The organism is Jiangella alkaliphila (genome assembly GCF_900105925.1).
Lineage (GTDB): Bacteria > Actinomycetota > Actinomycetes > Jiangellales > Jiangellaceae > Jiangella > Jiangella alkaliphila.
In genome coordinates, this window is the sequence record NZ_LT629791.1 from 7,436,954 (window position 1) to 7,460,460 (window position 23,507).

Annotated in this window: 22 protein-coding genes; 12 read left to right on the top strand and 10 right to left on the bottom strand. The window is 72.9% G+C overall.

Annotated elements, in window-relative coordinates:
- Positions 1 to 19: 19 nt before the first annotated feature.
- Entirely contained in the window at positions 20 to 1,633 is a 1,614-nt protein-coding gene (locus BLV05_RS34095) for a cellulase family glycosylhydrolase (protein WP_046769753.1), read from the bottom strand.
- Positions 1,634 to 1,965: 332 nt separating this feature from the next.
- Here BLV05_RS34095 and BLV05_RS34100 point away from each other — a divergent pair, with 332 nt between their 5' ends.
- The 3 genes from BLV05_RS34100 (at position 1,966) to BLV05_RS34110 (ending at position 4,450) form a co-directional block, all read left to right on the top strand.
- A complete protein-coding gene (locus BLV05_RS34100; RefSeq protein WP_046769754.1) occupies positions 1,966 to 2,703 on the top strand; it encodes a FadR/GntR family transcriptional regulator in 738 nt (245 codons plus the stop codon).
- A gap of 68 nt (positions 2,704 to 2,771) precedes the next feature.
- Entirely contained in the window at positions 2,772 to 3,566 is a 795-nt protein-coding gene (locus BLV05_RS34105; protein ID WP_046769755.1) for a hydroxypyruvate isomerase family protein, read from the top strand.
- Entirely contained in the window at positions 3,563 to 4,450 is an 888-nt protein-coding gene (locus tag BLV05_RS34110; protein WP_197683465.1) for a 2-hydroxy-3-oxopropionate reductase, read from the top strand. The genes BLV05_RS34105 and BLV05_RS34110 overlap by 4 nt, the downstream gene beginning before the upstream one ends.
- Here the strand turns inward: BLV05_RS34110 and BLV05_RS34115 are convergent, their stop codons facing one another.
- On the bottom strand, positions 4,451 to 4,978 hold the full coding sequence (locus tag BLV05_RS34115; protein ID WP_160312762.1) for a Uma2 family endonuclease: 528 nt from the start codon (positions 4,976 to 4,978) through the stop codon (positions 4,451 to 4,453).
- Positions 4,979 to 5,076: 98 nt separating this feature from the next.
- Positions 5,077 to 5,640 carry a TetR/AcrR family transcriptional regulator gene (locus tag BLV05_RS34120; protein WP_046769757.1) on the bottom strand — a complete coding sequence of 188 codons (564 nt, stop codon included), beginning with the start codon at positions 5,638 to 5,640 and terminating at the stop codon, positions 5,077 to 5,079.
- Positions 5,641 to 5,730: 90 nt separating this feature from the next.
- Here BLV05_RS34120 and BLV05_RS34125 point away from each other — a divergent pair, with 90 nt between their 5' ends.
- The 3 genes from BLV05_RS34125 to BLV05_RS36355 all read left to right on the top strand — a co-directional run bounded on the left by BLV05_RS34125 (position 5,731) and on the right by BLV05_RS36355 (position 8,245).
- Positions 5,731 to 6,693, top strand: coding sequence for an aldo/keto reductase (locus BLV05_RS34125; RefSeq protein ID WP_046769758.1), 963 nt, complete (start codon positions 5,731 to 5,733; stop codon positions 6,691 to 6,693).
- A 179-nt stretch (positions 6,694 to 6,872) separates the two neighbouring features.
- Positions 6,873 to 7,949 (top strand): IS4 family transposase, encoded by a 1,077-nt coding sequence (locus BLV05_RS34130; RefSeq protein WP_172860705.1) that lies wholly within the window; start codon positions 6,873 to 6,875, stop codon positions 7,947 to 7,949.
- 26 nt (positions 7,950 to 7,975) lie between these two features.
- Complete coding sequence (locus tag BLV05_RS36355) at positions 7,976 to 8,245, top strand: hypothetical protein (protein ID WP_157524329.1); 270 nt, start codon at positions 7,976 to 7,978, stop codon at positions 8,243 to 8,245.
- Here the strand turns inward: BLV05_RS36355 and BLV05_RS34135 are convergent.
- The 7 genes from BLV05_RS34135 to BLV05_RS34165 all read right to left on the bottom strand — a co-directional run bounded on the left by BLV05_RS34135 (position 8,237) and on the right by BLV05_RS34165 (position 16,244).
- A complete protein-coding gene (locus BLV05_RS34135; RefSeq protein ID WP_046769532.1) occupies positions 8,237 to 9,223 on the bottom strand; it encodes a type IV toxin-antitoxin system AbiEi family antitoxin domain-containing protein in 987 nt (328 codons plus the stop codon). The two genes, BLV05_RS36355 and BLV05_RS34135, sit on opposite strands and share 9 nt — an antisense overlap.
- A 109-nt stretch (positions 9,224 to 9,332) precedes the next feature.
- Positions 9,333 to 10,250: a UbiA family prenyltransferase gene (locus BLV05_RS34140; protein ID WP_082155329.1), complete on the bottom strand. Its 918-nt coding sequence runs from the start codon at positions 10,248 to 10,250 to the stop codon at positions 9,333 to 9,335.
- A gap of 66 nt (positions 10,251 to 10,316) precedes the next feature.
- Positions 10,317 to 11,798 (bottom strand): glycoside hydrolase family 3 protein, encoded by a 1,482-nt coding sequence (locus BLV05_RS34145; RefSeq protein ID WP_046769531.1) that lies wholly within the window; start codon positions 11,796 to 11,798, stop codon positions 10,317 to 10,319.
- Between the two features lies 1 nt (position 11,799).
- Entirely contained in the window at positions 11,800 to 12,633 is an 834-nt protein-coding gene (locus BLV05_RS34150) for a carbohydrate ABC transporter permease (protein ID WP_046769530.1), read from the bottom strand.
- Entirely contained in the window at positions 12,630 to 13,502 is an 873-nt protein-coding gene (locus tag BLV05_RS34155; RefSeq protein WP_197683466.1) for a carbohydrate ABC transporter permease, read from the bottom strand. Before BLV05_RS34155 ends, BLV05_RS34150 begins: the two co-directional genes overlap by 4 nt.
- A gap of 130 nt (positions 13,503 to 13,632) precedes the next feature.
- The gene (locus BLV05_RS34160) at positions 13,633 to 14,928 is read right to left on the bottom strand and encodes an extracellular solute-binding protein (RefSeq protein WP_046769529.1); all 1,296 of its coding nucleotides are present in this window, start codon (positions 14,926 to 14,928) and stop codon (positions 13,633 to 13,635) included.
- Positions 14,929 to 15,095: 167 nt separating this feature from the next.
- Entirely contained in the window at positions 15,096 to 16,244 is a 1,149-nt protein-coding gene (locus tag BLV05_RS34165) for an ROK family transcriptional regulator (protein WP_407717013.1), read from the bottom strand.
- Between the two features lie 131 nt (positions 16,245 to 16,375).
- Here BLV05_RS34165 and BLV05_RS34170 point away from each other — a divergent pair, with 131 nt between their 5' ends.
- From BLV05_RS34170 to pip, 6 genes are read left to right on the top strand one after another with little or no spacing between them, the layout of a single operon-like run.
- A complete protein-coding gene (locus tag BLV05_RS34170) occupies positions 16,376 to 17,077 on the top strand; it encodes an SDR family oxidoreductase (protein WP_046769527.1) in 702 nt (233 codons plus the stop codon).
- A 43-nt stretch (positions 17,078 to 17,120) separates the two neighbouring features.
- The gene (locus BLV05_RS34175) at positions 17,121 to 18,329 is read left to right on the top strand and encodes a hypothetical protein (protein WP_046769526.1); all 1,209 of its coding nucleotides are present in this window, start codon (positions 17,121 to 17,123) and stop codon (positions 18,327 to 18,329) included.
- Positions 18,329 to 18,862, top strand: coding sequence for a hypothetical protein (locus BLV05_RS34180; RefSeq protein WP_046769541.1), 534 nt, complete (start codon positions 18,329 to 18,331; stop codon positions 18,860 to 18,862). The genes BLV05_RS34175 and BLV05_RS34180 overlap by 1 nt, the downstream gene beginning before the upstream one ends.
- Positions 18,859 to 19,530, top strand: a complete 672-nt coding sequence (locus BLV05_RS34185) for a hypothetical protein (protein ID WP_046769540.1) — start codon at positions 18,859 to 18,861, stop codon at positions 19,528 to 19,530. The genes BLV05_RS34180 and BLV05_RS34185 overlap by 4 nt, the downstream gene beginning before the upstream one ends.
- Complete coding sequence (locus tag BLV05_RS34190; RefSeq protein ID WP_046769525.1) at positions 19,527 to 22,544, top strand: coiled-coil domain-containing protein; 3,018 nt, start codon at positions 19,527 to 19,529, stop codon at positions 22,542 to 22,544. Before BLV05_RS34185 ends, BLV05_RS34190 begins: the two co-directional genes overlap by 4 nt.
- Positions 22,544 to 23,479, top strand: a complete 936-nt coding sequence (gene pip / locus BLV05_RS34195) for a prolyl aminopeptidase (protein WP_046769524.1) — start codon at positions 22,544 to 22,546, stop codon at positions 23,477 to 23,479. The genes BLV05_RS34190 and pip overlap by 1 nt, the downstream gene beginning before the upstream one ends.
- Positions 23,480 to 23,507: the final 28 nt, after the last annotated feature.

A 23,507-nucleotide genomic window follows, 5' to 3' on the forward strand; every position in this document is an offset into this window, starting at 1 on the left:
TCAACCGGGCCACGGGCGGCTACCCGCCGAGGACGACGTCCTCGATGGTGACGAGGTCGGCGAGCCGGCCGTCGCGGTAGAGCCGGAAGACCGCGTCGAACGGCTCGCCCAGCGGCAGGTCGCGGGCCGGGCGCAGCTGCCAGCCGCGCCCGTCGGACGTGGTCCGGCCGGCCTCTTCGCCGTTCACCGACAGGGTGACGGTGCCGTCCGGGCCGCCGCCGCGGAACTGCGGGCGCGCGAGCGGGCGCTCGGCGGCGGCCAGCGGGTACACCGTCATGTGCCGGACGCGCACCTGCGTCGTACTGCACGGGTCGGGCCGCTGCCGCGGCGACAGGGCGCCGGCGATCACACCGCCGGCCTCGACGCCGGTGAAGAACTTCTGCTGCGTGGCGTCCTCGTTCGTGTCCCACGTCCAGTACAGCCAGCCGGTGATGCCGTACGTGCAGCTGCCGACCTGGTGGTCCACCAGCGCCGGCCAGGCCTGCTGGATGTCGTTGCCGAACCACCGGCGCTCGGTGCCGAACTCGCCGTTGATGACCGGCCCGGTGACCTGCGACCACTCCATCGAGCCCAGCGACGCCGCCAGCGTCCGGCCGGTGGCGAGGTAGAGGTGGATGTCGAGGAAGTCGAGGTCGGAGTCGCGGGTCAGCGTCGACACCCGGACCGGGTACCGCGGATCGCCGCACGGCGCACCGTCGCACACGCCGGACAGGCCGTCGAAGGTCTTCTTGACGGCCAGGTTCGTGAACGCGCCCATCGTCACCATGAGATCCGGGTCGACGGCCTTGACGGCGGCCACACCGCGGTCGGCGTAGGCGACGAACGCGGCGTCGGCCGCCGCCTGCCGCTGCATGCGGTCGGCCATCTGGTAGGTGCGGCCGGCCACCGTCATCTGGCCGGAGAACTGGTGGAACGGCGCCTCGGTGTGGTTGAGGTACGCCTCGTTGTCCAGCTGCAGCGCGAGGAACGTGCTCATCAGGTCGCCGAGCCGGGCCGTCATCTCCGTCGTGAAGACGCGGAGGTACTCCTCCTTCGCGCGGATGTAGCCCTCGTACATGTAGCTGCGGTTGCGGCCCACGATGTTCACCGGCTGCGGGCTGTTCACGATGATGTCGCGGTAGTAGCCGTTCTGCGGGAACACGTCCATCGACGGCAGCACGTACACGCCGTACCCGGCGGCGCGGCGGACGAAGTCGGCGACGTTGTCGAGGTAGGCGGCGTTCGCCGGGCTCAGGTCGGCGTCGCCGTGACCCAGCCCGTGCGGCTCGCCCATCAGGTTGTCCTGCCCGTTGCCGGGGTCGAGGAACACGCGGACGGTGTTGTAGCCGCGCATCGTCACGTCGGCGAGCATGGCGTCGGCGCGGGCGGCGTCGTACAGCCCCGGCTCGAACGTCGAGTGGTACGGGTTGGCTGCGTTCGACGGCATCGCCGTCAGCCGCACGTAGTTGAAGCCGCGCGGCTCGAACGGCGCACCGGTCTCGGTGTCGACCAGCGCCCGGTCCGGCCCGGCGGCGATGCGCGGCAACGGGTCGGCGACGGGGACGACGTCCGCGGCAGGCGCGGGGGCGGTGAAGGATGCGGCGACGGCGGCGGCGACGGCCAGCGCGGCGGCCAGCCGGGCGGTGCGCTTCACGAACGGGCTCCCTGGATCGACGACGCGGAATCGTCAGTGCCCGTCCGATGCCGCTGTGCAGGACGGAGCATAGCCGCGTTTTGCAATGAGCACGTCTACGCACCACTCCGGTGCGCGTTCGCAGATTGGTCCAACCACCCAGCCAGTCCAGATTTGAGGGGTGCCCACACCACTGTCGACGCCCGCTGAGCTGCGGTGACGCGGGTGGCCGCCGCGGCAGGCCGGGCCGGGCAAGGGCCGTCACGCCGGCGCTGACCTGTGCGTTCGTCACTCCACTCGGCGCGGAACGACGGCTACAGTGGCCTCACCGGAGACGAGAGGATCGACATCAGGTGACTCAGCCAGGCGGCCCCGCGTTCCACGCGGTCGAACGGTCGAAGGTGTACTCCTCGGTCGTCGACCAGATCCTCGCCAGCATCCGCGACGGCCGGCTGCCGCCGGGCAGCGCGCTGCCGGCCGAGCGCATCCTGGCCAACCAGCTGCAGGTGAGCCGCGGCTCGCTGCGCGAGGCGATCCGGGTGCTCGAGCACGCCGGCGTGCTGGACGTCCGCGTCGGCAGCGGCACCTACGTCACCCTCGACAGCGGCTCCGACACCACCATCCTGCGCGCCCAGGCGGCGATGATCGGCGAGCACAGCCCGCTGGACCTCATGGTCGCCCGGGCCGCCATCGAGCCGGTCTGCGCCGAGCACGCGGCGCGCTCGCACCACCCCAGTGACCTGCAGGCCATCGACGACGCGGTGACCGAGCAGGCCGACGTCACCCGCGCCGGCGGCGACCCCAGCGAGGCCGACGCCGCCTTCCACCTGGCCGTCGCGGTGGCTTCGCACAACGGCGTCCTGGTGGCGCTGCAGCGCACGCTGAACGACCTCATGCACGAGCAGACGTGGAGCGACCTCAAGCACCGCTCACGGTCGCGGTCGCACGCCTCGGAGGCCTACCTCGAGCACCACCAGCTGGTGCTGGAGGCGATCCGGCAGCGCGACCCGCGGCGGGCCGGCCAGCTGATGGCGATGCACATGAGCGCCATCGAGACCGGCCTGCTGGCCGAGCTGGGGCACGACGGTTGACAGCGCCGTCATGGCGCTTCTATGGTCGCTATCGGATGGGTGGTCAGACCAATCTACGACGGGGTGCTATGCCTGAACCGCGATTCGCCGTCAACTGCTCGATCCTCCTGACCCGGCTGCCGCTGCGCGAGCGGCTCGACGCCGTCCGTGCGGCGGGGTTCGAGGCGGCCGAGTTCTGGTGGCCGTTCGCCACCGCGACGCCCGGCGACGCCGAGGTCGAGGCGTTCGTCGACGCGGTCCGGGCGTCCGGGCTGCGGCTGGCCGGGCTGAACCTGTTCGCCGGCGACCTGCCGGCCGGTGAGCGCGGCGTCGTGTCGTGGCCCGGCCGCGAGGACGAGCTGCTGGCCAGCGTGCGGGTGGCGGCGTACGTCGGCGCCGAGCTGGGCTGCCGTCACTTCAACGCGCTGTACGGCAACCGGCTGCCCGGCCGCGACCCCGCCGAGCAGGACGCCGTCGCCGTCGAGGCCCTCGCGGCCGCGGCCGACGGGCTGGCCGGCATCGGCGCGACGGTGCTGCTGGAACCGGTCAGCGGTATCGACGCCTACCCGTTGCGCACGGCGGCGCAGGTGGTCGCGGTCGCCGACCGGGTGGGCGCCACCAACCTCGGCCTGCTGCTCGACGTCTACCACCTGGCCGTCAACGGCGACGACGTCGCGGCCGCGATCGAGCTGTACCGCGACCGCATCGCGCACGTCCAGCTGGCCGACGCGCCGGGACGGGGCGCGCCCGGCACCGGGACGCTGCCGCTGCGGGCCTGGATCGACGACCTCGTCGCCGGCGGGTACGACGGGTGGATGGCGCTGGAACACGTGAGCGACGACGCGGACCCGTTCGCGTGGCGCAAGGAAGGGAGCTGGCGATGACGGTCATCGGCTTCATCGGTCTGGGGGTCATGGGCGCGCCGATGGCGGCGAACCTGGTCCAGGCCGGGTTCGACGTCACCGGGTTCAACCGCAGCCCGGCGAAGGTCCAGCGGCTGGTCGAGGCGGGCGGGCGCGGCGCATCGTCGGCCGCCGCGGCCGCCGAGGGCGCCGACGTCGTCGTCACGATGCTGCCCGACTCCCCCGACGTCGAGGCGGTCCTGCTCGGCGACGGCGGCGTGCTGGAGCGGCTGGCGCCCGGCACGATCGTCGTCGACATGAGCACCATCCGGCCGGACGTCGCCCGTTCGCTGGCCGCGGCCGGGGACGCCCGAGGTGTGCGGGTGCTGGACGCCCCAGTCAGCGGCGGCGAGCAGGGCGCGGTCGACGCCACGCTGTCGATCATGGTGGGCGGCGACGCCTCGACCTTCGAGGCCGCGAAGCCGGTGCTCGACGCGCTCGGCCGCACCGTCGTCCACGTCGGCCCGCCCGGCGCCGGCCAGACCGTCAAGGCGGCCAACCAGCTCATCGTCGCCGGCACGTTGCAGCTGGTCGCCGAGGCGCTGGTCTTCCTCTCCGCCCACGGCGTGGACCGCGAGCGGGCGGTGGAGGTGCTGGCCGGCGGCCTGGCCGGCAGCGCCGTCCTGGACCGCAAGGCGCCGGCCATGCTGGCCCGCAACTTCCAGCCCGGCTTCCGGGTCGACCTGCACCACAAGGACCTCGGCATCGTCACCGCCGCCGCCCGCGACGCCGGGGTGGCCATCCCGGCCGGCTCCCTCGCGGCGACGCTGATAGGCGCCCTGCGCGCCCAGGGCCACGGCGACCTCGACCACGCCGGCCTGCTGCTGCAGGTCGAGCAGCTCTCCGGCCGCACCCCCGCGGACTGATCAGGCGTCGATGATGTCGTCGACCAGAATCCTGGCCCAGCGCACCCCGGGCGCGTCGACGACGTCGCCTGCCTTCCAGACGCCGGTCTCGAGATAACCGTTGTCGCCGAGCCGGAAGGTGTGGATGGCGATCTCCGGGTCGATCTCGACCCGCCAGTAGTGCTCCATCCCAGCCTCGGCGTACTCGACCGGCTTCTCCCGCCGATCGTCGGTCTCCGAACCCGGGCTCACCACCTCGACCGCGAGAACGACGTGCTCGGGCAGGACTCGGCTGGCGCGGCGGTCGTAGTGCTCTCGGCGCACGACGACGACATCAGGGTTGCGACGCAGGAGGTTGCCGAGACGGACCTCGATCGGCCCACTGACCCGGTAGCCATGCTCGCCAGCACCGCGTAGGGCATTCTTCAGAGCGTCCGCGACATCCTGGTGCCAGAACGTCGGGGTTGCCATCACCCGGACCACTCCATCCACGAGCTCTCGCAGGTTGTTCGGAGGCAGGGCGTCGTACTCATCGGCGGTCAGCACCACGCCGATGGGCTCGTGAGTCGCGGGATACGTCAAGGTCACGGCAGCCCTCCCCTACTCGTGCCCAGTGTATAGACATTTGCATAGGCGTTCGCCTGTGTTCAACGGCGCCCAGCGCCGTCGAGGAAGGTCGTCGTGATGACGGCGCCGGCTTGCTCGACGCCGAGGCGCTCGCTGCCGACCAGGTGTAGCGCCCGCTCGAGCAGCGCGGTGAACATCTCGAACAGCACGTCGGGCGGCACATCGGCGCGCAGCTCACCGTCGGCGACGCCGCGGCGGATCAGGGCGCGCACCGGTTCGGCGACCGCGCGGTCGAACTCGGCGGGGTCCTCGAGGTAGGTCTTGCCGACGTGGATGACGGCGGCGTAGCGGCGCCCGGCCGCGATGAAGGCGCGCGCCGCCCGGGCCACGCCCTCGCGCAGCGGGACGGCGTCCAGCTCGGCTGCGGCGATGCGGTCGCTCAGCTCCTCGAACGCGGCCCGGGTGAGGCCGAGCAGCAGCGCCTCGCGGGTCGGGAAGTAGCGGTACAGCGTGGCCCGGCCGACGCCGGCGGCCTGGGCGATGTCGGCCATGCTCACCGACTCGCCACGCTCGGCCAGCACCGAAGCGGCGGTGTCGAGGATGCCCGCGGCGATGCGGTCGCGAATGGCGGGGTGCCGGACCATGGCGCCATCCTACGGCCGATGTCTCATTGCGAGATGGCATAGCCTCGTGTTGAGATAGTGATGTCTCATCATTAGACGGGAGTCACTCACATGGCCACGACGACCCGGCGGCTCGGCCGCACCGACCTCGAGATCACCCCGATCGGGCTGGGCTGCATGCCGTTCGGCGGGCCCGGCATCGCGAACCGCTACTACCCCACGCTCGACCAGGCGACCGCCACGATGATCGTCCGCACCGCCCTCGACGGCGGCGTGACCTGGTTCGACACCGCCGAGATGTACGGCCGGGGCTACTCCGAACGAACGCTGACGACGGCGCTGCACCAGCTCGGCGCCGGCACCGGCGACGTCGTCATCGCCAGCAAGTGGACGCCGTGGTTCCGCACCGCGGCCAGCATCGGCCGCACCGTCGGCGACCGGCTGGCGGCGCTGCAGGGCTACCCGCTCGGCCTGCACCAGATCCACATGCCACACGGCAGTCTCTCGTCCCTCGCCAGCCAGGTCCGAGCCATGGCGCAGCTGCACCGGCAGGGACGCATCCGCGCGGTCGGCGTCAGCAACTTCTCCGCCGCGCAAATGGAGCGGGCGCACGCCGTCCTCGCCGAGTACGGCATCCCGCTCGCGTCGAACCAGGTGCAGATCAGCCTGCTGGAGCGGCGCATCGAGCGCGACGGCGTCCTGGCCGCGGCGCGCCGGCTCGGGGTGACGCTGATCGCGCTGGCGCCGCTGCACACCGGCCTGCTCACCGGGAGGTTCCACGAGGACCCCACGCTGTTCCGCGACGTGCGGCGGATCCGGCGGCGGCTGGCCGGGTTCTCGTCCGCGACGCTCACCCGCACGGCGCCGCTGATCGACGAGCTGCGCGCCGTCGCCGCCGCACACGGGGCCACGCTGAGCCAGGTCGCGCTGAGCTGGCTGACCAGCTACTACGGCGACACCGTCGTCGCGATCCCGGGCGCGTCGAAGCCCCGGCACGCCGACGAGAGCGCCGGCGCCATGAGCCTGCACCTCACCCAGCGCGAGCTGGACCGCCTCGCCGACGTGACCCCATGATCATCAAGGATCCGTGGCGTCATCACCCAATGCCGTTAAGTTAGGGCGGTTTGTGCTGGTCAGCGGCGTGTCGGTGGGGTTCGTGGGCAGGGCCCTCCGTTAGAACGGTGATTGTCGAAGATCATCGTCTGCCGGAGGGCCCTGTGAGTTCTGAGTCTGCCACGTGGCGATCGGGCGAGGTGAGTCTGGGCGCACTGGAAAGTGATCTTTGTCCGGAGCTGCTGGACGAGGTGATCGAGCAGGCCGGTGTGCGCGAGCAGCGGCGGCGGCTGTTGCCGGCCCGGACGGTGATGGTCTTCGTGCTCGGGTTATGCGTGTTCTGCGGCGCCGACTCGCATTCCCCGCCGGGATACCGCATGGTGATGTGCTGGCTGACCAGCACGTTCGGGTACCTGCGGGGGCTGGTCGTGCCGAGCGCGTCGGCGCTGTGCCAGGCCCGCAAACGCCTGGGCGTCACGCCGCTGCGGCTGCTGTTCGACCGGGTCCGAGGCCCACGCGCGGCGCCCGACGCGGCGGGAGCGTGGCTGTTCGGGCGGCGGCTGGTCGCCTTCGACGGCACCGCCCTGGACCTGGCCGACACCGCGGCCAACGTGGCCGCGTTCGGCCACATCGGCACGCCCTCGGGGTTCGCACAGGTGCGGCTGGTCGCGCTGATCGAATGCGCCACCCACGCGATCATCGACGCGGTGTTCGACGCGTGCCGGCACAGCGAGCAGGAACTGACCCAGCGGCTGATCGGTGCGATGCGTCCGGGGATGCTGGTGCTCGCCGACCGCAACTTCGGTCACCGGTTGTTCGCCCAGATCGCCACCAGCACCGGCGCGGACCTGATCTGGCGGATCAAGGGCAACGCCGACTTCCCCGCCATGAAGATCCTCGACGACGGCTCCTACCTGTCAGTGATCACCGCGCAACGCTACAAGAAGCGCTGGCGCACCGCCGCCCGGCGGGGCTGGCCGGAGCCTCCGATGCCCGGCACCCGGTGCGTATCGTCGACTACCGAGTCACCACCCACGTCGGCGATACCGTCACCATCAGCGATATCAGGCTCGTCACCACCCTGCTCGACCCGGCCGAGGCGCCCGCCCGAGCCGTCGCCGAGGCCTACCACCAGCGGTGGGAATCGGAGAACAGCTACCAGGAACTCAAGACCCGACTGCGTGGCGCCGGGTTCATCCTGCGCTCGAAGTCACCCGACCTCGTCGATCAGGAGATCTACGCCCTGCTCGTCACCTACCAAGCCCTCTGCACCCTGAGAACCGACGCCGCGGACACCGTCGGCGTGGACCCGCGCCGGATCTCCTTCACCATCACCATCCGCGTCACCCGAGACACCATCACCGCCGGCCGACTCGACCAGAACACGCGCGTCCTGGCCATCGCCGCCATCAGCAGCGACCTCAACCCGCCACGACGAGCCCGCGTCACGCAGCGCGTCAAGAAACCACCCCGGAACACCTTCAAAGCCAAACGACGAGACCAGACCCGCCCACCCAGCCACGCCACCCACAAGATCAAAGTTCGCCGGGCCAGCAAAACCGCCCTAACTTAACGGCATTGCGTCATCACCCCACCGATCCTTGATGATCACGGGTCGGACGGGGCATGACGGCGCGCACGGCCGGGGGCGTCCGGTCCAGCCGCGGGTTCGTAGGACGCGGGCTTGTTCGGCGGCGACGGTGCAGGGGCTGGCGAAGATGTCGGCGTGGCCGTAGCGGAGTGTGGCGTGGCCGTCGACGGTGGCGCGGTTGTCCCGACGACGGTCGCGGAAGCGGCCTTCGCCGGTGTGCCCGATGCGGCCGTCGAGTTCGACCCGGAGGTGGTAGTCGGGGTAGTCGACGTCGATCCAGATGACGCGGCTGCCGGCGACCCGCCGCTGACGGCAGCCGGTGGGCAGGCCGTGGGCGCGTTCGACCCGGCGCAGGTGACGGAGTTCGAGCGGTGACTGGGCTCCGTCGGCGACGTCGGCCAGCATCGCCTCGACCATCGGCCGCCAGCGGATCTTCTTGCGCCGTCCCAGCGAATCGGCCAACCGTTCCGGCGTGGTGAGGCGGCGCTGGCAGGCGGCGGTGACCCAGGTCTCGGCGTCGCGTGGGTGGGGTGCGACGTCGACGAGATCGAGGACGGTCTCGTCGAGGCGCGTGCGTGGCGGGTTCTTCGCCGGATGCCGGGTCAGTGGCAATCGGTGCGCGTAGTGGACCCGGACGCCGTCGATGCGAGGCTCCACGTACCGGTCGGCGGGCACGGTCACGTGGATGACCGGGCCGGGGTCGTCGTACAGTCCGTCCAGGTGGGCGGCGGTGCGGTGGCTGGCGACGGCGCCGCGGCCGGCGCGCAGGATCGCCGCCCACACCTGGGCCTCGTACGGCAGCGGCCCGGTGTGCGTGGCGTACACACCGGCGTGCACCCGCTGCCAGCGTCCCGACCGCAGCGACCAGAGCAGCGCGTCGACCGTCAAGCCGGCGGCCAGCGCCTGGGCGCGACTGATCACGCCGTGCTGGAGATCGGCCAACTGATCGAGATCGGACACCCGTCCAGCCTGATCGGACGACGGTCGCCGTGCCAGACCCGATTCGCGATCTGTGGACAACGGGGATCATCAAGGATCGGTGGGTGATGACGCCACGGATCCTTGATGATCATGGGAGGGTGCCGGTGTAGGTGAGGACGAAGGTCAGGCTGGGCACCAGGAAGAGGACGGCGACGGCGACGATGCCGCGGAAGCTCCGCTCGGCCCGCACGAGGTGCCGGTACGCGACGACCAGCGACGGCACCAGCACGATCTCCATCGGCAGCATCGACCGCGGGATCACCACGTCGGCGGCGGACATCACCAGCGACAACGTCCCCGCCGCCAGCCACAGCGCGAGCCCCAGCAGGTACGCCCGCCGCGGGCCGAGCCGCACAGCGACCGTCGTGTAGCCGCTGATCCGGTCCGCCTCGAGGTCGGCCAAGGTCGTCGGGACGTACAAAGCGGCGCCGACGAGCGTCCCGAGCACCGCCATCGGCCAGGGGAACTCCGCGAGCGGCCGCAGCAGCGACCACCCGGCCAGCTGTCCGGCGGCGCCGATGGCCAGCGCGTTGACGGCGACGTCGAAGCCGGGGCGGGCCTTGAGCCGCAGCGGCGGCGCGCTGTAGGCCCAGCCGACGAGCAGCACGATCGCCGTCCCGAGGGCGAACAGCGGGCTCACGAACAGCGCAGCGGCGACCGCCAGCACGCCGGCCAGCAACGCCAGGACCTGCGCTCCGACCGGCGTCAACCGGCCGCCGACCAGCGGTGACCCGGCCTTGCGCGGGTTCAGCCGGTCGCCGCGCAGGTCGTGCGCGTCGTTGACGGCGAGCACGGAGATCCACATCAGCGGCCCGATCACCACCGCGCCGAGCGCCAGCACCGGCCAGTCCGCCATAGGCGGCACGAGCTGCCGCGTCGCCAGCACGATGCCCAGGTAGTACGGCACCAGCGAGACGAACCAGAACCATGGCCGGCCGATCGCCAGGACGTCGCCGGCCAGTTGCCGAGGCCGGACCGCCCCGGACCGGGTGCGCACAGTCGTCATACCGACGATGCTCCCGGTCCGGGCCGGGCCGGAACTCCCCCGTAGGAGGGATCAGGGTGGTGGGCGTTACCCCGGTGGTGCTAGTGCGGCGGCCAGCCGCTCGGCGGCGGCTTCGGCGGTGACCCGGGCGGCGCCGTGGGTGAGCAGGTAGTTCTCGCCGAGCACCTCGGGCAGCGGGTTCACGTCGTGGTCGACGACGATGAGGTCCGGCCGGGCGGCGCGCGCGGCCTCGACGAGCGCGACCTGCCACGGACGCCGTCGCACCCCGCGGACGCCGACGACCAGCCGGCGCCCCGGCAGCGCGGCGAGCACCGCCGGCAGGTCCGCCGTCGACTCCGTCACCCGGGCCAGGACGGTGCCGGGCAGGCGGTCGACGAGGTGCCGGCCGACGCCCCACGGGATCGGGCCGGCGGCGACGGACGGTTCGTCGTCGAGCTCGACGACCAGCGGCGGCGCGGTGAGCGTGACGTCGCCGTGGACGGTGACGGCCTGCCGCGCGGCGTCGGCCGCCGACCCGTGCAGCACCGGCGACGGCGACACGTCGCGCACCCAGCGGCGCAGCGCCTGGACCCGGCCGGCCGCCTCGGCCAGCCGCTCCTCCGGCAGCCGCCCGGTCCGCACGGCGTCGATCAGCGCCGCCACCATGGCCTCGAGCGTCTCGGGGCCGACGGTGTCGCCGCCGACGCACAGCGCGTCGACGCCGGCCAGCAGCGCCAGTACCGCGCCCTCGGCGTGCCCGACGGTCTGGCTGATGGCGTGCATGTCCATGCCGTCGGTCATGACCAGGCCGTCGTAGCCCAGCTCGTCGCGCAGCACGCCGGTGATGACCGGCCGCGACAGGGTGGCCGGGCTGTCGGCGTCGATTGCCGGGAACCGGATGTGCGCCGTCATGACGATCTTGACGTCGGCCTTCACCGCCGCCCGGAACGGCGGCAGGTCGCGTGCCTGGATGACGTCGAGCGGGTCGTCGATGGACGGCACGGTGAGATGGCTGTCCTCGCTGGTGCCGCCGTGGCCCGGGAAGTGCTTGGCCGTGGCGCCGATGCCCTGCGCCTGCTGCCCGGCGACGTACGCGGCGACGTGCCGTGCGACGAGGTCGGGGTCGAAGCCGAACGAGCGGACCCCGATGACGGGGTTCAGCGGGTTGGAGTCGACGTCGGCGACGGGCGCGAAGTTGAGGTCGATGCCGCAGGCCCGCAGCCGGGCGGCCACCTCGGCCGCCACCCGCTCCGTCGCCTCCGGGTCGTCCAGCGCGCCGAGCGCGGCGTTGCCGGGCAGCATGGACCCGGCCGCGACGTCGAGCCGCGTGACGTCGCCGCCCTCCTCGTCGATGCCGACCAGCAGGTCCGGGTTGGTCGCGTGCAGCGCGCCCGTGAGCGCGGCTACACCGGCGTCGCCGCGGTCGGGGTCGACGTTGCGGCCGAACAGCACGACGCCGCCGAGCCCCTCGGCCGCCATGGCGGTCAGCCACGGCGGGACGTCGTGCGCGCCGAGGAAGCCCGGGAAGATCGTGGCGAGGGCGAGGCCTCGCAGGTCACTGGCGTTCATGTCAGCCCTTCACCGCCCCGGACACCAGCCCCGACGTCATGCGGTGCTGGACGGCCAGGAAGAAGATCATCACCGGCACCGCGACGAGGACGGATCCGGCCATGATACCGGCCCAGTCACTGACGCGATTCGCCTCGGTGAACGAGCGCAGCCACAGTGGAAGAGTCATGTTCTCCGGTCTCGTCATGATCACTAGGGAGAGGGTGAACTCGTTCCAGGCCTGCAGGAACGCGTACACCCCGCTGGCGACCAGACCCGGCGCCAGCAGTGGGAAGGTGATGCGGAAGAAGGCCTGCAGCCGGCTGCAGCCGTCGACCAGCGCCGCCTCCTCCAGCTCGCGTGGGACGCCGTTGACGAACCCGCGCAGCATCCAGATCGTGAACGGCACGACCGCCGCGATGTACAGCAGCGACAGCCCGACGACGCTGTTCAGCAGCTGCCAGCCCTCCAGCAGCTTGAACTGCGAGATGAACAGGCCCTCGGCCGGGATCATCTGGATGATCAGCACCGCCAGGATGAAGCTGCGCCGGCCCTTGAACCGGAACCGCGACAGCGCCAGCGCCGCCAGGAACGCGAACAGCAGCGCCGCGACCACGGTGAGCCCGGTGACCATCGCGCTGATCCGCAGCGTGTCGAAGAAGTTGCTGTCGAACACGCGGCCGTACGCGGACAGCGTCCCGTTCAGCGGCAGGAACGTCGGCTCGGCCGCGCGGATGCGGTTGTACGGCAGGAAGGAGCTGTTCAGCATCCAGTAGACCGGGAACATCCAGATCAGCGCGATGACGATGGCCAGCCCGCCGAACGTCCGCTGCCGGGTGCGGGAACGGGTGCTCACAAATCCTCCTCGCGGACCAGGACCCGCACGTAGTACAGGCTCAGCACGACGGTCAGCAGCAGCACGAACCACGACGCGGCCGCCGCCAGCCCGAACTCGCCCTCGCCCAGCCCGAGCCGGTAGATGTACGTGCCGATCAGGTTCGTCTGCGCGGTGATGCCGCCCGCGTCCTGCAGCACGAAGATCTGGGTGAACACCTTCAGGTCCCAGATGATCTGCAGCAGCGCGACGATCAGCAGCACCGGCTTCACCAGCGGGACGGTCACGGTGCGGAACCGCGCCCACGCCGACGCGCCGTCGATCTCGGCCGCCTCGTACAGCTCGTCCGGCACCTGCGTCAGGCCCGCGTAGACGGCGAACGCGACGAACGGCACGCTCATCCAGACGACGATCACCGTCGCGACGACGAAGAACGACAGCTGGTCGATCAGCCACGAGTGCCCGGCGAACCCGTCCAGCCCGAGGTTCACCAGCAGCCAGTTGATGACGCCGTACTGCGAGTCGAACAGCCACTGCCACACCGTCAGCGACGCCAGGTGCGGCATCGCCCACGCCAGCAGCAGGCCGATCTGCAGCATCAGCCGCGGCCCGCGGCTGATCATCGTCATCAGGACCGCCAGCGCCACGCCGATCACCATCGTGATGGCGGCGTTGGCGAAGCAGAACAGGATCGACCGGAGGACGACCGTCCACAGGTACGAGTCGGTGACCAGCGTGACGTAGTTGTCCAGGCCGACCCACTCCGGCGGCTGGCCGAACTGCTGGGCCAGGCCGTACTCCTGGAACGACATCACCGCCTGGCGGTACAGCGGGTAGCCGAGGGCGGCGACCAGGATGGCCAGCGCCGGCAGCAGCAGCACGTACGGCAACAGCGAACGTCGAGGCCGTTGGGGCCGGCGGGGTGCGACATCACCCGCCGGCCCCCGGCCGGTCCGGTCGGCATCGCCGGGAGGGGTCGGCCGGCCGGGTCCCTGGTCCGGGACGGCCGACCCCTCCCGACTAGCCGAGCTGGTCGGCGATGGTGGCATCGGCTTCCTCGGCCAGCTGCTGCACGTCGCCGCCGTTCGCGATGGCGACGAACAGGTCCTCGAGCACGCGGGAGCCTTCGACCGTGGCCCAGTTCGCGGCGGCCGGGGTCAGCTTCGCGTTCGTGACCGCCTCGATGGTGGCGGCGGCGAACTCGTCGGTGCCCAGGCCCTCGGCCAGCGACACCTTCGCGGGGGTGAGGCCGTTCTCGGCGTACTGGCTCTGGAACTCGTCGCTCAGGATGATCTCGAGCAGGTTCGCGGACAGCTCCTGGTTCTGCGACGTCGCCGAGATGGCGATGTTCGAGCCGCCGAGCAGGACGGGGGCCGGCTCGCCGTCAGTGCCGGGCAGGGCGAAGACGCCGACGTTCCCGATCATGTCCGGGCAGCCGAGCTCCGGGTCCTCGATCTGGCCGCGCAGCCAGCCCGGACGCAGCATCATGCCGATCTCGCCGGCGCAGAACGGGATGTGGCCGTCGGCCTCGTTGCCGTCCTTCGGCGCGCCGGAGGCCTCGGTGAACAGCCGCTGCACCAGCTCCAGGCCCTCCTGCGACTCAGGCGACGACAGCGCGCCGGACCATTCCCCGCCGTCCTCGGCGGCGAAGTCGCCGCCGGCGTCCCACAGGAACGCGGCGCCGTCGCGCCAGTCCTGGCCGGGCAGCCAGAAGCCGGAGAAGTTCGGGACGCTCGCGTTGTCCTGCTTCAGCTGCACTGCCGCATCGACGAACTCCTGCATGTTCGTCGGCACCTCGATGCCCGACGCCGCGAACAGGTCCTTGCGGTAGAAGATGTAGGACGAGCCGGCATACAACGGGACGGCGTACGTGCTGCCGTCCGCGCTGCCCGCCTCGACGAAGCCCTGCAGCAGGTCGTCGCCGCCCAGGTCGGGCACCAGCTCGGTGATGTCGGTGAACGCGCCGACCGTGGTGAACGTCGGCGCCTGCGTGTTGCCGACCTCCACGACGTCAGGGGTCTCCGACTCGCTGCCCAGCGACGTCGTCAGACGGTCGACCAGGCCCTCCCACTCCTGCTCCTCGATGGTCAACGTCGAGCCGGGGTTCTGCTCCTCGAACTCGGCGATCAGCCAGTCGCGCATCGGCTGGGGCGTGTCCGGGCCGTTGAGCCACAGCCGCAGGTCGGCGGGCTCCGGCGTGCCGGCGGTCTCGCCGTCGGCGGCGGGTTCGGTGGTGTCGTCGTCGCCGTCGCCGCATGCGGAGAGGGCGAGCGCCGCGGCGGCCAGGCCGGCGGTGAGGCGAAGTGCTCTGTTCACGGCGGGTTCCTCCGGTTCGGCCCGAGCAGGGCGCGTGACGTTGAACTGGAAGCTAACCTTCCAGTAATTGTGCCTACTGTAAGGTTTCTTGCCAGTCTCAGTGATCACGTTTCCGTAACGTCCCGCTACCCAATTCGGGTACGGCAGACGGCGGAGGGAGCGACGACCTACTCGGTCGACGCGAAGAGGGTCTGACGAGCGTGATCGACCGCGGTCAGGACGGCACCGCGGAGGACGGGGGCGCCGGGGACGGTCGTGGGGACGACGCGGGGGTTGACCGGGGCGATGCGCGCGACGTCGTCGCCGACCATCTCGCACAACCGCACCCCACCCGCCGCCCCCACCTCACCGGCCACGACCACCAGCGCCGGGTCGACCACCGTGCACACGGACGCCACACCGAGCGCCAGCCGGTGCGAGAACGCCTGCAGGAAACCGTCCGCCGCGGCGCCACCGCCGGCCAGCGCGGCCCGGACCGCCGCGGCCGCGCCGTCGGCCGGAATGCCGTACTCCGCCGCCAGCTCGTCGACCGCGCCGGCGCCGACGAGCGCCTGGAACGCGCCCTTCGCCGGCCGTTCGACGCTGGCCGGGGACGGGACGCCGGGCATCGGGAGGTAGCCGATCTCGCCGGCCGCTCCGGTCGCACCGCGATGCAGGTGACCGCTGAGCACGACCGCGAGACCGACACCACGCCCAATCCACAGCAGCACCATGTCGTCGACGTCGCGACCAGCGCCGACCGAGCGTTCGGCGACGGCGGCCAGGTTGACGTCGTTCTCGAACGTGACGTCGCAGCCGAGGTCGGCGGAGAGCAGGTCGCGCATGCCGCGGTGCCAGCCGGGGAGGTCGAAGGAGAGCTCGATGTCGCCGGTCGACGGGTCGACGACACCGGGCATGCCGATGACGACGTCGTCGACCTCGGCGAGGGTGATGCCGGCCTCGGCGGCCGCGGCCAGCGCCATGTCGTGCACGAGCCGGCGCGAGTCGGCGCCGCCCACCGCGGTGATCTCGGCCGCCACCGGGGCCGTCACCGAGCCGATGACCGCGCCGGTGACGTCGGCGACGGCGGCCTCGGCGACGTCGGGGTTGAGCTCGACGCCGATGGAGTAGGTGCAGCCGGGCCGGACGGCGTACAGCTCGGCGTTGGGGCCGCGGCCGGCCGACCGGGTGCCGACGACCTCGACGAGGTCGCGGTCCTGCAGCCGCGCGAGCAGCTGCGACGCGGTCACCTTGGACAGTCCGGTCATGCGGCCGAGGTCGACCCGGGTCAGCGGCCCGGCGTCGAGCAACAGCTCGAGCGCGCTGCGGTCGTTCATCGCCCGCAGCAGGCTCGGGGTGCCAGGTCGTTGCGACACGTCTGCTCGCTCCATCCGGAAAGAGACCTTCCGATGAAAAGTATTACCGATCCGGAGCCGGCCCGCGCGACACGGCGCTCTAGGGTCGCAGCATGACCGACCCGGTCTTCCTCATCACCGGCGCCTCGCGCGGCATCGGCGCGGCCGTCGCCCGCCGCGCCGCGGCCGCCGGCTACCGGCTCGTCCTGGTCGGCCGCACGCCCGGCCCGCTCGAGGCCCTGGCCGGCGAACTCGGCGGGCCGTCCCGCGCCGTCGCCCGCACCGCCGACGTCACCGACTGGACCGCGCTGACCAGCGTCGTCGCGGAGGCCGAGGAGCGGTGGGGACGCCTCGACGCCGTCCTCGCCAACGCCGGCGCGAGCGTCGTCACGTCCTTCCTGGGCGACGGCGGAGCGCCACCGGAGGAGTGGCGCGACCTCGTGCTGACGAACGTCTACGGCCCGGCGCTGACCGCCCGCGCGACCCTGCCGGCGTTGCGCCGAACGCAAGGCCACCTGCTGCTCACCGGATCCGCCGCCGGGCGTGGCGTCCGGCCCGGCAATCTGTACTCGGCCACCAAGTGGGCGGTCACCGGGCTGGCGCAGGCGATCCGCGCGGAGTGCATCGGCACCGGCATCCGGGTCACGCTGCTGCAACCGGGGCTCGTCGACACCGAGTCGATCCCGCCGAGCCGCGCGAACGACCCGAAACTGGACGCCGACGACGTCGCCGCGGCGGTGCTCTACGCGGTCGGGCAGCCGCCGCACGTGGACGTCAACGAGATCATCGTCCGGCCGGTCGGCCAGCGGAATTGAGTCGGTTGGACAGCCGCCCCATCTCGGATGGCATGCTGTCCCGATGACCGCCGGACCCGAGCTGACGTTGGACCAGCTCGCCGGCGACGCCGCCGTCGAGCGGCTCTACCGGCAGGTCTTCGCGGTACTGGCGCGCGAGTCCGGCGCGATGATCAGCGACCTCGAACTGCTCGACGTCGACGAGGCGATCCTCGACGCGTTCGCCGACGCCGGGCGCGACGGACTCACCGTCGACCAGGCGGTCGCCGCGTGCCGGCCGATCGACCCGGGCCTGATCCACCGCCGGTTCGAGGTGCTGCGCGAGTACGGCGCCATCAGCAAGGTCGTCGAGCGCCCGAACGAGCGGTTCCACCGGGCGGCGTTCGCGCCGTACGTCATGCTGCTGTTCCTGCGCCGGCTGGCCGAGCAAGGCGGCCAGGCCGAGCTGCACCAGCTGCTGACGCTCGAGCACGTCAGCGTCACCGCGCCCGACGCCGAGCCCGCGACCGGGCAGACCACGATCAGCAGGCTGACCAGGATCTTCCGCCATCTCGGCAACGAGCTGGCCATCCTCGCCGCGGGCAGCACCGCCGAGCAGCTGGGCGACCACGCGCAGCTGCTGTGGGGCAACAAGGGCCTGATCAGCCAGGCCGAAGAGGTCCACACCGTCGTGCTGGGCCGCTGGCCGCAGCTGGACCGCGAGTGCACCGCGCTGCGGGTCGCGCTGGCCGCGTACGGCGATGCCGTCGAGAAGGCGGCCGGGCGGCTGATCGAGCGGGCCGGGACGACGCGGGCGCTCGGGCTGCTGTCGGCGGAAACGTGGCTCAGCTACGCGCGAACGGCCGACGAGGACGACCTCGCCGGGGTGCTCGACACGTTCGTCTTCGACGCGCCGGCGCCGTGGTTCTCGCCGAACCTGCTCACCGAGGCGGTCGAGAGCGGCCGCGGCGCCAACACCGTCAGGCAGCCGCCGCCCCGCCCCGAGGGCACCACGGCGCCGCCGCCCGACGACGTACGCCCCGCCGACGACGCCGCGAGCCTGCGCGAGACGGCCGAACGGCTGCTGCGCGAGGGCGACGCCGTGGCCGTGACGGCCGTGCTCGACGACGCCGGCGACTGGCTCGCCGCCCGCCGGCTGCTCGCCGACCTCACCGCCGCGCACCATCATCCCGACCTCGCGTACGAGCTGACCTGGTCCGACGGCCTCCGCGTCGACCCCGGCGGCGACCTGTCGTGGGTGTCCGACGGGACCTTCCGGCGGGCCGCGGGCTGATGAGCGTCGACGACACCGCCCTGTGGTGGGCGCGGCACCGCGCGGCCGGACCGCAGCGCGTCCCGCCCGCAAGCGCCCACCCGACCGGCATGATCCGCCTGGTCGAGCCGGACGCGAGCGCCGTCTGGCTGCTGCCCGGGCTGCCCGACAACGCCCGCCCGGACGTGCTCGACGAGCTCGGGCTGCCGGGCGTCGCCGTCGACCAGCCGAACGACACCGCCCGCGTGCTCGCGGCCTGCCTGCGCTGCTGCTGGACGGAGCCGAGCGGGCCGGTCTGGCCCGCCGTGCCGGCGCCGTTCGACCACGTCATCGGCGTGTTCCGGGCCATCACCGGCAGCCGCGACGAGCGCGCGCTGCACGCCGCCGCGATGGGCGCGGTCCGCCGGCTGGCCGGCGCCGGCTGGGTGCTGTTCGACGAGGACACCCGCGTCGTCCGGCTCGGGCCGCGGGTCGCGTCGTGGACGGCCGCCGAGCTGAGCACCCTGCGCGAGCTGTGGCGGTCGCTGCCCGCACCACCGGCGGGGGCCACATGACCACGGTCTTCGACAGCGCCCTCGCCGAGCTGAACGAGCGGCACCGCGACGAGGTGCTGGCCGCGTTCGCCGCGCTGGAGCACGGCCGCGAGCCGGTCGCCGAGGCGCAGCTCCTGGCGCTGCGCGACGCGACCGTCCGCCGCGACCTGCAACGCCTGCTGTACCGGCTCGGCCGCACGCTGGTCCGGGTCGGCAGCACGCACTGGACGTCCGGGTTCCGCGACGACGTCACCGAGCAGCTGGCCGCCGAGGGCGCCACGGCGCAGTCGCGCACCGACCGCGCCGTCCTGGTCCTGGTGCTGGTCCACTCGGTCGCGATCCCGCGCAGCCAGGGGCTGGTCAGCGGCGACTCGTGGACGTCGGCGCACCCGACGTCGGTCGACGAGCTGACGCGGTACACGCAGCTGCCGCGCGGCGAGATCCGGCCCGCGCTGCAACGGCTGCGGGCCGCCGGGCTGGTGCAGATCGCGCCGCCGCGCGGGAGGTCCGCCGTCGTCGACGGCCCCGCCTACCTGCCCGGACCCGCGCTGCACCGGCTGACGAAGGCCGCTCGCGAGCGGCTGGAGCACGAGCTGATCCTGGCCGCCGCGCCGGACAGCCCGCTGGCCGCGGCCATCCGCGCGCGCCGCCCCCCAGAACGGCCCCCAGAGAGGAACGGCGACACGTGAGCGCAGCCTTCGACGTCGTCGGCGAGCGGGTGCTCGTCGGCGTCCAGGTCGTCGACATCTCCCGGCTGTCCACCCACCCGGTCCCGATGATCGGCCAGGGGCTGGTCACCGTCGCCGGACAGGGCCCGAAGGACTCCAACGGCGCCGGGAAGTCCTCGTTCATCGCCGCGCTGAGCCTGCTGCACGCCGACGAGCAGTGGAAGCTGGCCAGCGGCGCCGCCGGCGCGGCCGAGCTGCTGTTCACCGCCGAGCTGGCCGCCCAGGAGGGCCGCTGGTCCAACGTCGACCGCGGCTACGTCATCGGCGTGTTCGCGCCGCCCGGCAGCGCGCCGCAGGACGACGCCGTCACCGTCTGGCTGCGGATCAACCGTAAGGCGCCCTACCTCGACCTGCGCTGGACCGGCGGGCTGCACGTGCCGTACGGCGCGACGGAGTCCGAGCGGGCCGCGCGCGTCGACGAGCTGTGGGCGCAGCTGCCGCGCAGCAACGGCAGGACCGACTTCCACGCCGGCCAGCTGTCGCGGGTGCTGTTCGGCCAGAACGCGCGCTGCGTGTCGTTCCTGTCGACGTCGGTGCGGTCCAGCCAGGCGGCGAACCTGCTGGCCCAGCCGCTCAACGACCTCCCGCCGCACCGGATCTTCGACGCGATCGCCACGCTCACCGGGCTCGACCGCGAGCTGGAGCACGAGCAGGTGCTGCGCTCGGCCGAGCACCGGCACCGCAGCGAGGTCGAGGAGACCGAGCGGCAGATCGCCGACTGGGAGGGCGAGGTCGCCGTCATCGAGGCCGGCATCGCCCGCCGGCTCGCGGCCCGCGAGCTGCTCGGCGACGCCCGGACGGCGTGGCGGTCGCGGTGCGCGCGGCACCTGCTCGACGGCGTCGAGCGGACGGCCGAGCTGCGTCAGGCGCTGGCCGAGCTGGACGACTCCGAGGCAGCGCTGCGCCAGGAGCTCGACGCGGTCGAGGACCGGCTGGCGGCGCTGACCGACGACGACGAGTCCGCGCGCCGGTTCGAGGCGGCTCAGCGCAAGCGCAACGAGCTGATCGCCCGCGACCGCGAGCTGGAGGCGGCCCTGCTGGCCGCCACCCAGCACCTCGATCGTCTGACGACGACGCAGCGGCAGCTCCTCGACGAGGCACGCGCCGCCGACGGCCGCACGTCCGACACCGCAGCCGCGGAGCTGGCGCAGGCGCGGACCGCGCTGGAGGAGGCCATCGCGGCGCAGGCCGTCGCCCGGGCCGCGGCGACCGAGGCGGCCCGCCGCGTGACGGCGGCCGAGTCAGGCGACGACGTCGCAGCCGAGCAGGTCGAACGGCTGCGCGCGGCCGGTCTCGACGCCGCCGCGCTGGTCGACGTCGTCGCCGTCGACCCCGCCGAGCGGAAGGTCTGGGAGCCGCGGCTGTCCCCGTACCGCGAGGCCGTCGTGGTCGGCCGGAAGGACGCGGCCAAGGCGGCGAAGGCACTGGCCGGCCTGCCCGGATCGCTGCTGGTCCTGGCCGACGGCGACCGCGACCTCACGACGTTCCTCGACGCCGTCGCCGCCCGGGCCGGCAAGGGCGCCGTCGTCGACGAGGCCGCCGGCGTGCTGGCCATCGGCGGGTTCGCCGAGCCGATCACCGGTCAGCCGGCCCGCGTCGCCGCCGCGCAGGAGGCGCACTGCGAGCTGACCACGTCCCTCGACGCCGCGACCGCCGTGGTCGAGCAGGCCCGGACGGCGCTGGCCCGCGCCGAGACCCGGGCCAAGGCGGCCGACGCGGCGCAGCGGGCCGACGGTCTGCAGGACGAGATCGGCGACCTGCGCGCGGCCAACGCCGAACGTCAGGAGCACCGCGACGCGCTCGCCCCCGAGCTGACCGAGGCCGAGGCCGCGTACGCCCACGAGCTGGGCGTGCACAACTCGCGCGAGGAGCGCATCACCAGCCTGCGCGACACCCGCAAGCGGCTGGCGTCGACGCTGCGCGACAAGGGGACCGAGCGGCTGGAGCTGATCGAGGAGCGCGACGGCCTCGCCCTGCTGGACCGGGAGAAGGCCTGGGGCGACTCCCCCGACGCCGCCCGCCGCTACCTCGTCGAGCTGCCGGACGACCTGCAGGCCCGCACGACCGCCGCCTGGGACGAGGACGCCACCCGGCTGACGGACGAGGTCGCCGTCCGCTGCTTCCCGCCCGGCACGCCGCCGGAGGAGCTGACCGCGGAGCTGCGCGAGCTGCTCGTCACGCCGAACTGGTCCGGCGCGGCGCTGGAGACGCGGGTGTCGCTGGTCGCGGCGCTGCTCCGGGCGCTGGACGGCCACCTGCGCGACCACGAGGACCACGACCGGCACCAGCTCAAGCAGATCGCCGAGCAGCGAGCCCGGCGCACCGCCGACCTCGACGCCGCGCGGCTCGGGTACGGCGAGGCCGAGCAGACCGTCCGCGCGCACCGTACGTCGCTGGCGGCCGGCATCAAGACCATGCTCCGCAAGGTGGCCGCCGAGTTCGACCGCCTCGACCAGGAATACGGCGGCTACGGCGCCGGGCTGGACTACCCCGAGCCGGAGCCGCCGTCCGAGCCCGACAAGCCGTGGCGGTGGACCGTCAGCCCGAAGTGGCGGCGGGCCGAGGGCCAGCGGATGTCCGCGTACACGCTGCGCAGCAACACCGCCCAGATGGATGAGAAGGCGGTCAAGCTGGTCTGCGCCGCGGCGCTGGCCCGCGGCGGCGACCGGCCGCTGCTGCTGATCCTCGACGAGCTCGGCCGCAACCTCGGCAAGCAGCACCGCCGCGAGGCCGTCGCGCTGTTCGAGCGCATTGGCAACGACCACAACATCACCGTCGTCGGCGCGCTGCAGGACGACATGGAGCGCTACGCCATCGAGGCGTCCGGGCTCTACGTCAAGCTGCGGCGCCGCTCGGACACGATGGCCTACAACGAGGAGCCCGTGGTCGTCGGCAACGACGCCAACTCCGAGCGGGTCGAGCTGCTGCGCTCGTGGATGTCGTCCTACCGCCCCGGCACCCTCGACGTCGACTGATGGAGCCGTACGCGCACGGCCTGCTCGACGCCGGCGACGGGCACCGCGTCTACTGGGAGGAGTGCGGCAACCCCGACGGCCGGCCCGCGGTCGTGCTGCACGGCGGACCGGGCAGCGGCTGCACGCCGGCGCACCGTTCCCTGTTCGACCCGGCGCTGTACCGCGTCGTGCTGCTCGACCAGCGCGGCTGCGGCCGCAGCACGCCGCGGGTCCTGGACCACCACGCCGACCTGTCCGCGAACCACACCTGGGCGCTGGTCGGCGACCTCGAGCGGCTGCGCGAGCACCTCGGTATCGACCGCTGGCTGGTGCTCGGCGGGTCGTGGGGCAGCACGCTGGGGCTGGCGTACGCGCAGGCCCACCCGGACCGCGTCACCGCGATGGTGCTGACCAGCGTCGCGCTGCTGCGTCCGGCCGACGACGACTGGCTCTACGGCGGCGGCGCCGGCCGGTTCTTCCCCGAGGCGTGGGCGGGGTTCAGCGCCCCAGCGCCGCGGGCGACTGGAGCCGCCGCGGTCTTCGACGCCTACCACCGGCTGCTGCACGACCCCGACCCCGCCGTCCGCGACGGTGCCGTCGCGGCCTGGTGCGCCTGGGAGGCGGCGACGCTGAGCCTGCACCCGGACCCGCACGCGGCCGAGGCGTTCGCCGACCCGCGGTTCGCGGCCACGTTCGTGCGGCTGGCCCTGCACTACTTCCGCCACGGCGGCTGGCTCGCGGAGGACCAGCTGCTGCGCGACGCCGGCCGGCTGCGCGGCATCCCGGGCGTCCTGGTGGCCGGCCGCGCCGACGTGCAGACGCCGATCCGCGCGGCGTGGGAGCTGGCCCGGGCCTGGCCCGACGCGCGGCTCGTCGTGGCCGACGGCGGGCACGCCTCCACCGGCGGGACGGTGGCCGCCGAGCTGCGCCGCGCCACCGCCGATCTCGCCGGCTGACAGCCGCGGGACGACGGCGCCGAGCCGA